The sequence below is a fragment of the Saccharopolyspora oryzae genome, from assembly GCF_027853915.1.
Classification (GTDB): Bacteria; Actinomycetota; Actinomycetes; order Mycobacteriales; family Pseudonocardiaceae; genus Saccharopolyspora; species Saccharopolyspora oryzae.
Map to the genome: position 1 here is coordinate 36,712 of NZ_JAQGLA010000054.1, position 13,452 is coordinate 50,163.

The 13,452-nt window shown below is 69.9% G+C and carries 15 protein-coding genes; 5 read left to right on the forward strand and 10 right to left on the reverse strand.

Annotated features, from left to right (window positions below; translation table 11 throughout):
* Positions 1 to 32: 32 nt before the first annotated feature.
* From OU415_RS25775 to OU415_RS25815, 9 genes are all read right to left on the reverse strand, one after another.
* Positions 33 to 518, reverse strand: a complete 486-nt coding sequence (locus OU415_RS25775; protein WP_270951794.1) for a DUF1269 domain-containing protein — start codon at positions 516 to 518, stop codon at positions 33 to 35.
* Between the two features lie 141 nt (positions 519 to 659).
* Complete coding sequence (locus tag OU415_RS25780) at positions 660 to 1,181, reverse strand: COG4315 family predicted lipoprotein (protein ID WP_270951795.1); 522 nt, start codon at positions 1,179 to 1,181, stop codon at positions 660 to 662.
* An 82-nt stretch (positions 1,182 to 1,263) separates the two neighbouring features.
* Entirely contained in the window at positions 1,264 to 1,647 is a 384-nt protein-coding gene (locus OU415_RS25785) for a VOC family protein (protein WP_270951796.1), read from the reverse strand.
* Complete coding sequence (locus OU415_RS25790) at positions 1,644 to 1,931, reverse strand: ArsR/SmtB family transcription factor (RefSeq protein ID WP_270951797.1); 288 nt, start codon at positions 1,929 to 1,931, stop codon at positions 1,644 to 1,646. The genes OU415_RS25785 and OU415_RS25790 overlap by 4 nt, the downstream gene beginning before the upstream one ends.
* 57 nt (positions 1,932 to 1,988) lie before the next feature.
* Complete coding sequence (locus tag OU415_RS25795) at positions 1,989 to 2,993, reverse strand: cation diffusion facilitator family transporter (protein WP_270951798.1); 1,005 nt, start codon at positions 2,991 to 2,993, stop codon at positions 1,989 to 1,991.
* A 138-nt stretch (positions 2,994 to 3,131) separates the two neighbouring features.
* On the reverse strand, positions 3,132 to 3,584 hold the full coding sequence (locus OU415_RS25800) for a DUF4442 domain-containing protein (RefSeq protein ID WP_270951799.1): 453 nt from the start codon (positions 3,582 to 3,584) through the stop codon (positions 3,132 to 3,134).
* A gap of 48 nt (positions 3,585 to 3,632) precedes the next feature.
* The gene (locus OU415_RS25805) at positions 3,633 to 4,748 is read right to left on the reverse strand and encodes a DUF6923 family protein (protein WP_270951801.1); all 1,116 of its coding nucleotides are present in this window, start codon (positions 4,746 to 4,748) and stop codon (positions 3,633 to 3,635) included.
* Entirely contained in the window at positions 4,748 to 5,515 is a 768-nt protein-coding gene (locus OU415_RS25810) for a bestrophin-like domain (protein WP_270951803.1), read from the reverse strand. Before OU415_RS25810 ends, OU415_RS25805 begins: the two co-directional genes overlap by 1 nt.
* Positions 5,512 to 5,781, reverse strand: coding sequence for a helix-turn-helix domain-containing protein (locus OU415_RS25815; protein ID WP_270951805.1), 270 nt, complete (start codon positions 5,779 to 5,781; stop codon positions 5,512 to 5,514). The genes OU415_RS25810 and OU415_RS25815 overlap by 4 nt, the downstream gene beginning before the upstream one ends.
* A gap of 558 nt (positions 5,782 to 6,339) precedes the next feature.
* Here OU415_RS25815 and OU415_RS25820 point away from each other — a divergent pair.
* The 3 genes from OU415_RS25820 to OU415_RS25830 all read left to right on the forward strand — a co-directional run bounded on the left by OU415_RS25820 (position 6,340) and on the right by OU415_RS25830 (position 10,443).
* Positions 6,340 to 7,767 (forward strand): family 2B encapsulin nanocompartment shell protein, encoded by a 1,428-nt coding sequence (locus OU415_RS25820; RefSeq protein WP_408641916.1) that lies wholly within the window; start codon positions 6,340 to 6,342, stop codon positions 7,765 to 7,767.
* Positions 7,768 to 7,793: 26 nt separating this feature from the next.
* Positions 7,794 to 9,179: a family 2B encapsulin nanocompartment shell protein gene (locus OU415_RS25825; protein WP_270951809.1), complete on the forward strand. Its 1,386-nt coding sequence runs from the start codon at positions 7,794 to 7,796 to the stop codon at positions 9,177 to 9,179.
* A gap of 220 nt (positions 9,180 to 9,399) precedes the next feature.
* On the forward strand, positions 9,400 to 10,443 hold the full coding sequence (locus OU415_RS25830) for a family 2 encapsulin nanocompartment cargo protein polyprenyl transferase (protein ID WP_270951810.1): 1,044 nt from the start codon (positions 9,400 to 9,402) through the stop codon (positions 10,441 to 10,443).
* 105 nt (positions 10,444 to 10,548) lie between these two features.
* Here the strand turns inward: OU415_RS25830 and OU415_RS25835 are convergent, their stop codons facing one another.
* Positions 10,549 to 12,063 (reverse strand): helicase HerA-like domain-containing protein, encoded by a 1,515-nt coding sequence (locus OU415_RS25835; protein ID WP_270951811.1) that lies wholly within the window; start codon positions 12,061 to 12,063, stop codon positions 10,549 to 10,551.
* A gap of 270 nt (positions 12,064 to 12,333) precedes the next feature.
* Between OU415_RS25835 and OU415_RS25840 the strand changes: the two genes are divergently transcribed.
* Complete coding sequence (locus OU415_RS25840) at positions 12,334 to 13,089, forward strand: SDR family NAD(P)-dependent oxidoreductase (protein WP_270951813.1); 756 nt, start codon at positions 12,334 to 12,336, stop codon at positions 13,087 to 13,089.
* Between the two features lie 25 nt (positions 13,090 to 13,114).
* A partial coding sequence (locus OU415_RS25845; RefSeq protein ID WP_270951815.1) for an asparagine synthase-related protein occupies positions 13,115 to 13,452 on the forward strand: 338 nt, incomplete at its 3' end.

Below are 13,452 nucleotides of genomic sequence, written 5' to 3' on the forward strand. Positions count from 1 at the left end.
CCTCGTTCCAGGGAACAACGACCCTCCCGGCTTCAGCCCTCGTCAGCGCCGCCGAAGATCTCGCGCAGCTGAGCTTCCTGATCGCCGGAGAGGTTGGTGTGGACGAGTTCGGCCTCGGTGCCGCGGAAGGCGTCCGCGACCTTGTCCGGAACCGCGTCCGAGGTGAGGGCGAACAGCCCTGAAGTCCCCGGCGTGATCTTGGCCCGCACGGCGTCGACGAAGTCGTCGTCGATGCCGACGTGGCGCATGCTGACCGCGCCGAGGGCGGCGCCGGCAGCAGCTCCGAGCAGCGGGATGAAGAAGATCATCCCGAACAGCAGCCCCCAGAACGCACCGCCGAGAGCTCCGCCGAAACGCTTGTCGTGCCGCGTCTTCGGCCGCTTGCGGTCTTCCGGCCAGGAAACGACAGCCGCGTCGTGGACCTTGATCAGCGCTTCCTTCTGAAGCTGTTCCAGCGTGTGCAGGGCATCCTCGGCACCAGCGCTGGTGGGGAACTTCCATGCGGTGAGCGTGGCCATGAGCTCGCTCCTAGGAGATCGGCGTCGGTCCGCGTGCCGGAGGCCGGAACACCAGCCACCCGGGCCTGCTCAGCGTGGACCACACCCACCCCGCCCCGGCAGAGCAGATGGTCCTACCGGAACGAAACCGACGACGGCTGCCTAGAGCTGGTTGCCGTCGGGCGACAGCGCGTACCAGTAGCCCCCGTCGGAGAACACGCCATGACCGGTGGTCTGGCCCGGGATCTCGTCGCCGACGTAGTAGTACAGCGGGTGTCCGTTGTAGACGACCTGCTGCTTGCCGTCCGGGCGCAGGGCGGTCGAGAGCAGTTCCGGCTTCACCCCCGCACCGGCGACCGGCGGATCGGTCGTGGTCAGCGGCGGCCAGTCGCTCGCGCACTGCTCGCGGCAGGTGGGCTCGGACTTCCCGTCCTTGTCGAACAGGTACACCGTCCGCCCGTCCGGGCCGGTGAGCACCGCCCCCAGGTCGGGCACCTGGCGGGTCTGGACCGAGATCGTCCCGCCGGTGACGGGCGGCGCGGGCGAGGGCGGCGGCGGAGTTCCGACCCCGGCACCGGCAGGTTCTTGACCAGGGGCGACGCACGCCGCGGCCAGTGCCAGCGCACCGCAGACCAACCCGATGCTTCCCAGCGCGGATGTGCGGTGTCGGATGGCGCGGCTCATCGCAGCCTCCCTGTGGCCGGGGCGATGCGCTCGAAGATAACTCGCACCACCAGCCCTCGCCCGTTCGCAGGAACCCCGCCAGTTACATCTGCACGATCTGGATGAGGTTGCCGCAGGTGTCGTCGAAGACCGCGGTCGTCACGTCCCCCATCTCGAGCGGTTCCTGGGTGAAGCGCACGCCCCGGCCGGTGAGGCGGTCGTACTCCGCGCGGATGTCGTCGACCTGGAACGAGGTGGCCGGGATTCCGTCGTTGACCAGGGCTTCCTTGTAGGACTTGGCGGCCGGGTGGCCGTCGGGCTCGAGGAGCAGCTCGACGCCGTCCGGCGCTTCCGGCGAGACCACCGTCAGCCAGCTGGCTTCGCCGAGCGGGATGTCGCGCTTCTTCTGGAAACCGAGCACCTCGGTGTAGAACTCGAGCGCCTTGCTCTGGTCGTCGACGAAGATGCTGGTCACGTAGATCTTCACGGGCTCTCCTCCGCTTCTGGTTCGAGCCACCGGTCCAGCAGGTGCTCCAGCGGTCCGGTGTTGAGGTGGTGGAACTTGTAGCGACCGTCCCGCCGGACCTCGACCAGGCCCGCCCCCTCCAGCAGCTCGAGGTGCTGGGAGATGGCCTGGCGGGACGATCCCAAACCGTGCTTCCCGGTCAGCCGGGTGCAGATCTCGAACAGGGTCTGGCCGTCATGATCGGCCAGTTCGTCGAGGATCGCCCGCCGAGTGGGGTCCGCCAGCGCTTTGAACACGTCACTCACGACACCCACTATAGGCAAGTATTTGCTTGCATGTCACATCGGGACGAAAAGCCCTGATCAGAGGTGGTGCGCGAGCAGCTCGTGGGCTTCCTGTGCGCCGGATGGATGCGCGTGGATGAGTGCGCCGCCGAGCCTCGGCAGCTCGTGCCAGAGGCGGTGCTCGGCCTCGTGCGCGATGCGGTGCGCCTCGGCGAGGCTGAGCTGCGCGTCGACCTCCAGCTCCGCTTCGACGCGGAGGCAGTGCCCGACCCAGCGCAGCCGCAGGTCCCCGACCGCGCGCACACCGGGAGCGGCGGCCAACGCGCGTTCGGCGCGCCCGACGAGCTCGGGATCGACGGCGTCGAGCACCCGGGCGAGGACCTCCTTGGCCGAACTCCACAGCACCGCGGCGATGGCAGCGGTGATCAGCAACCCCACGACCGGGTCCGCCCACCACCAGCCCAGCGCCGCTCCGGCGGCCGAGCCGAGCACGGCGAGGCTCGTGAACCCGTCGGCGCGCGCGTGCATCCCGTCCGCGACCAGCGCGGCCGATCCGATCTCCCGGCCGACTCGGATGCGGTAGCGCGCGACCAGCTCGTTGCCCGCGAAGCCGAGCAGCCCGGCCGCCGCCACCCATCCGATGTGGTCGACGCACTGCGGGGAGACCAGCCGCGCCACGGACTCCCACGCCGCCATCGCGGCGGAAGCGGCGATCACGGCGAGGATGATCAGCCCGGCCAAGTCCTCGACGCGACCGAGCCCGTAGGTGAAGCGGCGCGTCGCCGCACGCCTGGCCAGCAGGAAGGCGATCGCCAGCGGGACCGCGGTCAACGCGTCCGCGAAGTTGTGCAGCGTGTCGCCGAGCAGGGCGACGGACCCGGTGAACGCGACCAGGACGGACTGCCCGGCCGCTGTGACGGCCAGGACGCCGAACGAGATCCACAGCGCCCGCATGCCCTTCCGGCTGGCTTCCAGCGGGCGGTCGACGGACTCAGCCGCGTCGTGGCTGTGCGGCGTGACCGCGTGCCTGAGCCGCGACCAGCGGTGGTGGTGATGTCCCGACTTCTCGCGCTTGAGCCACATCCGGACTCCTCGGATTCGGAGACCTCCGAACCATAGGCCGCCGACCAGGGGCGCGACAACGCTGCAACTGCGAGGAAGTCGCAGGTGAGGACGCCCCGCGGCGGAACATCCACAGTGGATCCACCGCGGGGCTCGGCGTCACGAGTTGGGGCGCAGCGTCCAGGTGATCGACATCTCGCCGGTGACCGCGCCGTCCGCGCGCTGGATGCTCACCTTGACGGGGAACTCGGGGCGCTCCCCCGCGTCCAGCTCGGCCACCACGTCGGCGATCGGGCGGCCGAGTTCCGCGGTGGCCGTGACCTCGCCCATGGCGAGCTTCTTGAAGTCGATCTCGGAGCGGACCGCCAGCGGCACCGCGCGGTTGAGCTGCTCGCCGAACGCCGCGATCACGATGGCACCGCTGGCGGACTCGGCGAGGGTGAACATCGCACCGGCGTGCGGGCCGCCCACGTGGTTGTGGAAGTCCGCCTGGTCGGGCATGCGGAGCACTGCCCGCTCCGGAGCGACCTCGAGGTACTCCAGGTTGAGCGTGCGCACCATCGGCACGGCTTCGGAGAGGGCGGCACCGAGGCCGGCGGTCTCGTTCGTCATGGCAGCGATGCTACTCATGAGTAACTTGTGCTGACAACACCGCCCCGATCACCTCGCCAAGCGGCGCACCGCAGCACTGCCTCCGATCAGCAGCACCAGCGCGGCCAGCGCCCACCGCCGCTTCTCCCCCGTGCTGTGCCCGGACGACTCCGCACCGCGCTCCTGCGTCGGCGGGGCGAAGTTGCCGGGCTTCGCGGAGGTCTGCAGCGGTGGCTCGCTGGACGGCTCCGGAGTCGGCTCGGGCTCCGATGCCGGTGAGCTCGGCGGTCGGGTTGTCGTCGTCGGCGTTGGCACCGGCGACGGCGTGGTCGTCGGGGAGGTCGTGCTCGTCGGCGATGTCGTGGTCGAGGACGTCGGCGGCGGAACCGGGGGCGGCGCTTCCCCGGACAGGCAACCCGCCGCGTCGGAGCTCAGCATCGGCAGGACGGTGGCCAGCCGGGTCACCGCGCCACCCCGTTCCACCCGGTACATCCCGCCCGACTCGTTGGCCGTGACGTAGAGCGCGCGATCGGACCCGATCACCACTGATCCGTAGCTCAGCGGCGGCAGCTGCGGCACGTCGACGACCTCCGCCACCCGCCCGCTGCCGCGGTCCAGCCGGACCAGGGCCGACGCCCCGGTGCGCGTGGTGCCGATGCCGTAGAGCTCGCCGTCGACGGGGTCCACGTCGAAGTCGTCGAACGACCGCCACGACCGGTCCTCGATGGCGACCATCGACAGCACTTCCAGGAAGGTCCGGCTCCCAGGACGCACGTCCACTGTGTACAGATATCCGCTTTCCGCCAGGTACCAGCGGTTTCCGGATATCGCACCTGCGTCCGGAGTGCTCAGCGGATACCACCAGGTCCCCTCCCTCCCGGCGCGGATCGGCCCCAGTTCCCGGGCCTGGCCGTCGGCGGTCAACGCCACCGCACGCCCGCCGTCGCCCACGGCGTAGACCAGGTGCTGCGAGGCCGCGTACCCGAGCGCGTTGAGGCGGTAGCCCGGAGGGTCCAGCCTGGTGCTGGTCGCGGCGGGAAAGTCGACCCGGTACGCGGCCGAAGGCCCACCTCGGTTGCGGACCTGCAGCACCGAGCACTCCGGCACCGCCGCCGCGCTCAGCACCCAGGTCACCGACGCCAGCAGCACCAGCGCGGCCGAGGCCGCGGCCGCACGCCACCACATCAACTTCGCCCGAGCCGCTCGAGCGCCCAGCGGAAGGCCTCCGGACCGATCCGGGATCCGCCGCTGAACGGGTTCTGCAGCTGGAAGATCGCGAACAGCAGCAGCGCCAGCGCACCGGCCAAAGTGGACACCAGCACGATGTGCGGGAACAGCCTGGTGCCGCCGAACAGGTTCGGCAGCAGCACGCAGACCACGCTGCCCGCGATCAGCACGAACCACACCACGGCCACCACGCCGCGGTCGAACGCCCTGGTCAAGCGTTCGTGCCGTTCCTCGTAGACCTGGCCGAGCTGGGTGGAGGCCTCGGTCTTGCGGTCCTCCTCGAACTCGCCGTCGGCCCCGGCGTTCAGCACCACCTCGCGGATCCGGTCCAGCTGCGCCCAGCCCGGCCCGGTCACCTCGCCGCCGCCCTGCATGACCGGCCACTCCTGGTCGATGACCGTGTGCAGGTAGGCCGCGCCGAGCTCGCGCACCTGGTCACCGGCCGGCTCGGGCAGCGAGTCCACCGCCCACGCGACCGCGGCCAGGCCCTGCGCCTCCCGGTACGACCCGTCCCTGGCGTCGGTCACCGCGTCGAACAGGGTTACCAGCACGAAGGCGAGCACCACCGCCTGCAGGCCGCTGACGATGGTGAACACCTGCCCCGCCGCGTCGTTGTTGCTCGGCCGCCCTTCGTCCTGGCCCAGGCGGCGCACCAGGTAACCGACCAGCGCGGCGGCCACCGATGCGCCCAGCACCCAGACCAGGCCCTGCAGGTAGATGCTCACTCGACGCTGCGCAGGCCTTCGCTGCGCGGCACGACCGGTTCGGGCACCAGCAGATCGCCGACCTGGCAGCCCAGGGCGGTGCAGATGATGTCCAAATCGGACAGCTTGAGGCTGGCCGGGGTCTTCGACCACAGACCGGACATCTTCCCGGCCGAGACCACCAGGCCGTGGTCGGCGAGCAGCCGTTGCAGCTCGGCGGCCTTCCAAATGCCCCGCTGGGCCGCGACCAACCGCAGGTTCCACTTCACGACGACATCGCCTCCCACTCGATCTCCGCAGACCTGATGCCGCTTGCGCACACGCTCGCCCGCCTCCTGCTGCACGAGAACGGGCAACGCAGCCCGCTCGACACGATTTCAGAATTACTGAAGGAAACACCGCGAAGAACGCGGTTCGTCCGCGGCCCGAACAGTACTCCGAATTGGATGGAGCGCGGATGGTCCGATTCGTGGAATCTGGCCATTCGAAGCGAATCACCCGGGTGGAGCAATGCGGCCGAGGAATATGACCTGATCACCGGAATGGCCTAGCGCGAGCAGGTGTGGCACCGCCGAATTGCGGGACCGAATTGCCGAACCCGATCACGCAGAGTCCCCCGCAAGCCGCGATCCAGGTGATCCAAATCGGGCGCCCTACCTCCCGCTTTACCGATTCGAGCTGCACTTTCGGGTGACTGTACGGCCGAGATCAGCAGTGATAACGTCGCCGTCGGCAGCGAGCGAGGCAGCCACTCGGCAACCGCTCGGACATTTCTTTTCGGCCATTCTCAATTCCAGCGAAACCATTCCTCGGAGCAATTCGGCTGCCCGAACTCGGCGGGCAAGATGATTGGTGGTATTGGCGTGACTTCGACCGAACCGGTCAACACCCGCGAGACCCCTGCGCCGCAGTTGAGCCTGAGCACGGCAGCGGCCCGAAATCTGGCGACCACGACCAAATCCGTACCGCAGATGCAGGGCATCACCTCGCGCTGGCTGCTGAAGATGCTGCCCTGGGTGCAGGCCTCCGGCGGCGTGTACCGGGTCAACCGGCGTCTGAGCTACACCCTCGGCGACGGGCGCGTGACCTTCTCCAACACCGGCGCGGACGTGCGCGTCGTCCCGCAGGAGCTGCGCGAGATCCCGCTGCTGCGCGGGTTCGACGACGACGCCGTGCTCGGCGCGCTCGCCGACCGGTTCGTCCAGCAGGAGTTCGAGCCGGGCCAGGTCATCGCCACCGCCGGCCAACCGGCCGACCAGGTCGTGCTCATCGCCCACGGCAAGATCAACAAGATCGGCACCGGCGAGTACGGCGACCAGACCGTGCTCGGCGTGCTGGCCGACGGCGAGTTCTTCGGCGCGCACGTGCTCGGCGGCGAACCGGTCACCTGGAACTCCACCTACCAGGCCGTCACCCGGTGCACCGTGCTCTCCTTGCGGCACCAGGCCTTTCAGGACATGAACGGCCACTCGGAAGCCCTGCGCGAACACGTGCGGATCACCCTGTCCCAGCCGAAGCGCCAGCACAACCCGCACGGCGAGGCCGAGATCGAGATCGCCTCCGGTCACGCGGGCGAGCCGCAGCTGTCGGGGACCTATGTGGACTACGAGCTCACGCCGCGCGAGTACGAGCTCAGCGTCGCGCAGACCGTGCTGCGGGTGCACAGCCGCGTCGCCGACCTCTACAACCAGCCGATGAACCAGACCGAGCAGCAGCTCCGGCTGACCATCGAGGCGTTGCGCGAGCGGCAGGAGGAGGAGCTGATCAACAGCCGCGACTTCGGCCTGCTGCACAACGCCGACCTGCGCCAGCGCATCCACACCCGCACCGGCCCGCCCACCCCGGACGACTTCGACGAACTGCTGACGCTGGTGTGGAAGGACCCCGGGTTCTTCCTGGCGCACCCGCGCACCATCGCCGCCTTCGGGCAGGAGTGCAGCAAGCGCGGCATCTACCCGCACAGCATCGACCTCGGCGGCCACCAGGTGCCGTCGTGGCGGGGCGTTCCGATCCTGCCGTGCAACAAGCTGCACGTCAGCGACAGCCGCACCAGCAACGTGCTGCTCGTGCGCGCCGGCGAGGAGAACCAGGGCGTGGTCGGCCTGCACCAGACCGGCATCCCCGACGAGTACCAGCCCGGGCTGTCCGTGCGGTTCATGGGGATCAACGACCAGGCCCTCATCTCCTACCTCGTCAGCGCCTACTACTCGGCGGCCGTGCTGGTGCCCGACGCCCTCGGCGTGCTCGAGCACGTCGAGCTCGGCCGGGCCTGAACTCACCACGAGGAGCAGTGGACATCGTGACCGCACCCAACACCGAGGAATCGGCGCCGCTGAGCCTGAGCACCGCGGCAGCGCGCCAGCTGTCGACGACGACCAAGTCCGTCCCGCAGATGCAGGGCACCACCTCCCGGTGGTTGGTGCGGATGCTGCCGTGGATCGACGTCGGCGCAGGCACCTACCGGGTCAACCGGCGCCTGACCTACGCCGTCGGCGACGGCCGGATCACCTTCACCAACACCGGCTCCGACGTGCGGGTGATCCCGCAGGAGCTGCGCGAACTCCCGCTCCTGCGCGGATTCGACGACGACACCGCGCTCGGCGCGCTGGCCGACCGGTTCATCCAGCAGGAGTTCGAGCCCGGCCAGGTGATCGCGCGGGCCGGTCAGCCCGCCGAGCAGGTCGTGCTCATCGCCCACGGCAAGATCGACAAGATCGGCACCGGCAAGTACGGCGACGACGCCTCGCTGGCCGTGCTCGCCGACGGCGAGTTCTTCGGCGCGCACGTGCTCGCCGGCGAGAGCTCCTGGCAGCACACCTACAAGGCCACCACCCCGTGCACCGCGCTGATCCTGACCAGCAGGGCCCTGCAAGCGGTCAGCCTGCGGTTCGACCAGCTCCGGGCGCACATCGCGGGCAGCCAGGGACAGCCCGCCCCGAGCCAGAACAAGCACGGCGAGGCCGAGATCTCGCTCGCCGCCGGGCACTCCGGCGAGCCGTCGCTGCCCTCGACCTACGTGGACTACGAGCTCGAACCCCGCGAGTACGAGCTCACCGTCGCGCAGACCGTGCTGCGAGTGCACAGCCGCGTCGCCGACCTCTACAACCAGCCGATGAACCAGACCGAGCAGCAGCTCCGGCTCACCATCGAAGCGCTGCGCGAACGCCAAGAGCACGAACTGCTCAACAACCGCGACTTCGGCCTGCTGCACAACGCCGACCTGCGCCAACGCATCCACACCCGCACCGGACCACCCACCCCCGCCGATCTGGACGAACTGCTCGCCCGCCGCCGCAAGTCGCGGTTCTTCCTGGCGCATCCGCGCACCATCGCCGCGTTCGGGCGGGAGTGCAACCGGCGCGGGATCTACCCGGAGACCACCGAGGTGGCGGGCCGCCGGGTGCAGGCCTGGCGCGGGGTGCCGCTGCTGCCCAGCGACAAGATCCCGATCAGCGACAACGGGACCAGCTCGATCCTCTGCATGCGCATCGGGGAGGAGGACAGCGGCGTGGTCGGCCTGCACCAGACCGGCATCCCCGACGAGTACCAGCCCGGGCTCTCCGCGCGGTTCATGGGGATCAACGACCAGGCCCTCATCTCGTACCTGGTCAGCACCTACTTCTCAGCAGCCGTGCTGGTGCCCGACGCGCTCGGCGTGCTCGAGCACGTCGAGACCAACCGCTGACGGCTCGTCGGGTCGTGGGTTCGCGCTCACGGCCCGACCACCGGCTGGTCGAGGCGGAGCGGTCAGCCCGATCCGCCGCAGGAATCCCACCTTTTCCATCCTGTCCGGCCCGCGACAGCGAAGCACGACGGGCACCGCGCGGGCGGGCGCTGAGGTTCCGCCACCCGCACCGCCACGCAGAACGAGGATGGAAAACCTCTTTTTTCGAAAGGGAAATCGGATGACCACCATCCACCAGGACGCCCACCGGGCAGGGGCGGCTTACGAGGCTTTGACCCGGAGCCGCACCATGGTCGAGCCCGCGCTGCGGGCCGCGGTCGACCGGTTGCCCACCACGATGCAGCAAGTCGCCGGCTACCACTTCGGGTGGTGGGACGAGCACGGCAACCCGGTGCGCGCCGATCGCGGCAAAGCACTGCGCCCGGCCATGGTGCTGCTCACCGCCAGCGCTGTCGGCGGTGACCCCGCGGTGGCCGTCCCCGCCGCCGTCGCCGTCGAGCTGGTGCACAACTTCTCGCTGCTGCACGACGACGTGATGGACGGCGACGTGACCCGCCGGCACCGCCCCACCGCGTGGACGGTGTTCGGCAGCGGCCCGGCGATCCTGGCCGGGGACGCGCTGCTGACCCTGGCAGCCGACGTGCTCGGGGCGTGCCACCACTCCGCAGCCGCCGATGCGGTGCGGGCGTTGAGCACGGCCGTGCTGAACCTGATCAACGGGCAGGTCGCCGACCTGTCGTTCGAGGACCGCCGCAGCGTGGACCTGGGCGAATGCCAGCGGATGGCCCGCGACAAGACCGGCGCGCTGCTGGGCTGCGCGTGCGCTCTCGGGGCGATGTTCGGCGGCGGCAAGCCCGACCAGATCGCCCGGCTGCGCAGCTTCGGCGAACGGGTCGGCCTGGCGTTCCAGCACGTCGACGACCTGCTGGGGATCTGGGGAGATCCGGCCATCACCGGCAAACCGGTGTTCTCCGATCTGCGCACCCGCAAGAAGACCCTGCCGGTGGTCTCCGCGCTGACCTCCGGCACGCCGGCTGGGCAGCGGTTGGCCGCGATCTACCTCCGCGACCAACCGCTGTCCGGCAGCGACCTGGCCCAATCCGCCGAGCTGATCGCCCTGGCCGGCGGGCGCAGCTGGAGCCAGAACCAGTCCGACGAACTCCTCAACTCAGCCCTCGCCGACCTCAACCGAGCGGACCTGGGGCCCCGAGCAGCAGAACAGCTCGGCGCCCTGGCCCACCTGATGACCCACCGAGACCACTAACCGCGCGAAGGACTCCGCCGATGTGCCTGGAACTGGCTCCCCACCCGATCGCGAGGAAGCGGCCAGTTCCAGGCACGATCGCCTCGCCTGCCGAGCCCGCTCCGGTCAGCGGCGGCGGTTGCCGAAGAGGCCTCTGGTGATCTCGCGGCCGAGGGCGCTCGCCGCTGAGCGGAAGAACGACTTGACCGCCGGGTTCTCCATCGCCTGCTGCAAGGCGCCGGGTTTGTCCTCGGCGGGCTTGTCCACGTCGGGTTCCGGCTCCTCCGGTGCGGCGGCGACCTTGCGCGCGAGGAGTTCGTAGGCCGACTCGCGGTCGATGGTCTCCTGGTACTTGCCGTGCAGCGGCGAACCCGCAGCGCTTTCCCGCACTGCGTCTTCCCCGATCGCTCCCATCAACGACCGGGGTGGCCGCAACCGGGTCCACGCCACCGGCGTCGGCGCACCGACCTCCGAGAGCACCGTGACGATCGCTTCGCCGATGCCCAACGAGGTCAGCGCCTCGTCGAGCTCGTAGTGCTCGGTGGTCGGGTAAGTCTTGACCGTGCGGCTCAAGGCCTTCTGGTCTTCCGGGGTGAACGCGCGGATCGCGTGCTGCACGCGCGCGCCGAGCTGGGACAGCACCGGGTTCGGCAGGTCCGTGGGCAGCTGCGTGCAGAAGAAGACGCCCACGGCCTTGGAACGGACCAGCTTCACGGTCTGCTCGATGCGCTCCAGGAACGCCTTGGACGCCTCGGAGAACAGCAGGTGCGCTTCGTCGAAGAAGAACACCAGCTTCGGCCGGTCGAGGTCGCCCGCTTCCGGGAGCTCCTCGAAGAGCTCGGCCAGCAGCCACATCAGGAACGTGGAGAACAGCACCGGATCGGCCTGCACGTCGTCCAGTTCCAGCAGGTTCACCACGCCCTTGCCGTCGACCTGCTGGATCAGGTCGCCGACCGCGAGTTCCGGTTCGCCGAAGAACTCCTCGCCGCCGCGGGCCTCCAAGTTGGACAGCGCGCGCAGGATGACTCCGGCGGTGGCCGCCGAGACCCCGCCGATGCCCTTCAGCTCCGCCTTGCCCTCGTCGCTGGTCAGGTATTGGATCACCGCGCGCAGGTCCTTGAGGTCCAGCAGCGCGAGGCCGTGCTGGTCGGCCCAGTGGAAGATCAGCCCCAGCGTCGATTCCTGCGTCGCGTTGAGCCCCAGCACCTTGGCCAGCAGCAGCGGGCCGAAGCTGGTCACGGTCGCGCGGATCGGCAGGCCGCGGCCGCTGGTGCCCAGCGACCAGAACTGCACCGGGTAGCCGGTGGCCGCCCAGTCGTCGCCGACCTCGGCCGCGCGTGCGGCCACCTTGTCGCCGCCCTCGCCCGGTCGCGCCAGTCCGGACAGGTCGCCCTTGACGTCGGCCAGCAGCACCGGCACCCCGGCGTCGGAGAGCTGCTCGGCAAGCAGCTGCAGCGTCTTGGTCTTGCCGGTGCCGGTCGCGCCGGCGACCAGGCCGTGCCGGTTCATCGTGGCCAGCGGGATGCGCACCGCCGCCTCGGCATCGACGGCACCGTCCACGACCACTGCTCCGAGATCGACAGCAGCTCCTTCGGTCGCGTAGCCCGAAGCGATCTGCCGCGCCGCGTTGTCCGCCACCACGTCCTCCTAGCGCTGATCGGTCCCGGTTTCGAACACTAGGTCCGCTGGTCGCGAGCACCGCGGTGAGCCACCCGGACGAGCGACACGTCGGCGAGTCCGACACCCACCGGGCCGGCGCCGCTTACCGCCCCGCACGGCGGCCGTCAACCAGGCGCTTCCGCCCAGTCATCTCCCTTGACAGCGACGTCCTGCACACGCCTAGAGTGCTCTGGTCGGACGATCAGTTCGAACCCCCTTCAAGTCCACTGTGGATTACCAGGAGGCAGTCCGTTGCACGACGTTCGCACGGCCATCGTCACCGGCGCGGGATCCGGCATCGGATACGCCACCTCCATCGCGCTCGCTACCGAGGGCTACCGGGTCGTGGCCGTCGACATCTCCAGCAGCGGGACCGAACGAGCTGCTCAGGCGGTGGCCGAAGCGGGGTCGGAGGCGTTGCCGGTCGCGCTGGACGTGCGCGACGCCGATGCGTTCGAGGCGGCCGTGGACAGCGCTGAGCAGCACTTCGGCGGGACGCCGCAGCTGCTGGCCAACATCGCCGGGATCGGCATCGCCGCGACGGTCACCGAGACCAGCCGCGAGGGCTGGGACGCCGTGCTCGGCGTGAACCTGACCGCGCTGTTCGAGACCTGCCGGATCGTGCTGCCCCGGATGGTGGCAGCCGGCGGCGGGTGCATCGTCAACGTCTCCTCGGTCGCCGGGGTGGTCGGTGTGCGCAACCGGGCCGCCTACTGCGCGTCCAAGGCCGGGGTCATCGGGCTCACCCGCTCCATCGCCGTCGACTACGCCGACCAGGGCATCCGGGCCAACGCGATCTGTCCCGGCACGGTGGACAGCGAGTGGATCGGCAAGATCCTGGCCGACGCCCCGGATCCCGACGCCGCGCGCGAAGCCATGGAGCAGCGCCAGCTGGACGGCAGGATGGGCACTCCGGAAGAGGTCGCCGAGGGCATCGCGTTCCTGGCGAAGTCGCGTTTCGCCAACGGCAGCGCCTTCGTCATGGACGGCGGCATGACCGCCATCTGAACCGGCACCTGGAAGGAGTGGGACCGTGAGCGCGTCCGATCTCGATCGGCTCCGGCAGCGGATCAGCGAGGAGGACGGCCTGGTCGTGGCGTTCTCCGGGGGTGTGGACTCCGCCTTGGTAGCGGCCGTGGCGCACGAGGTGCTCGGCTCGCGGATGCTGGCCGTCACCGCCGTCTCCCCCAGCCTGGCCGCCGCGGAACGACGCCAGGCCAGGGAGTTCGCCCGCACCCGCGGCTTCGCGCACGTCGAGGTCTGCACCGACGAGGCCGAGCGCCCGGAGTACGCGGCCAACGACGGAAATCGCTGCTACCACTGCAAATCAGCCCTGTTCGACGCGGGCGAGCCGGTGGCCGCGGCCTTGGG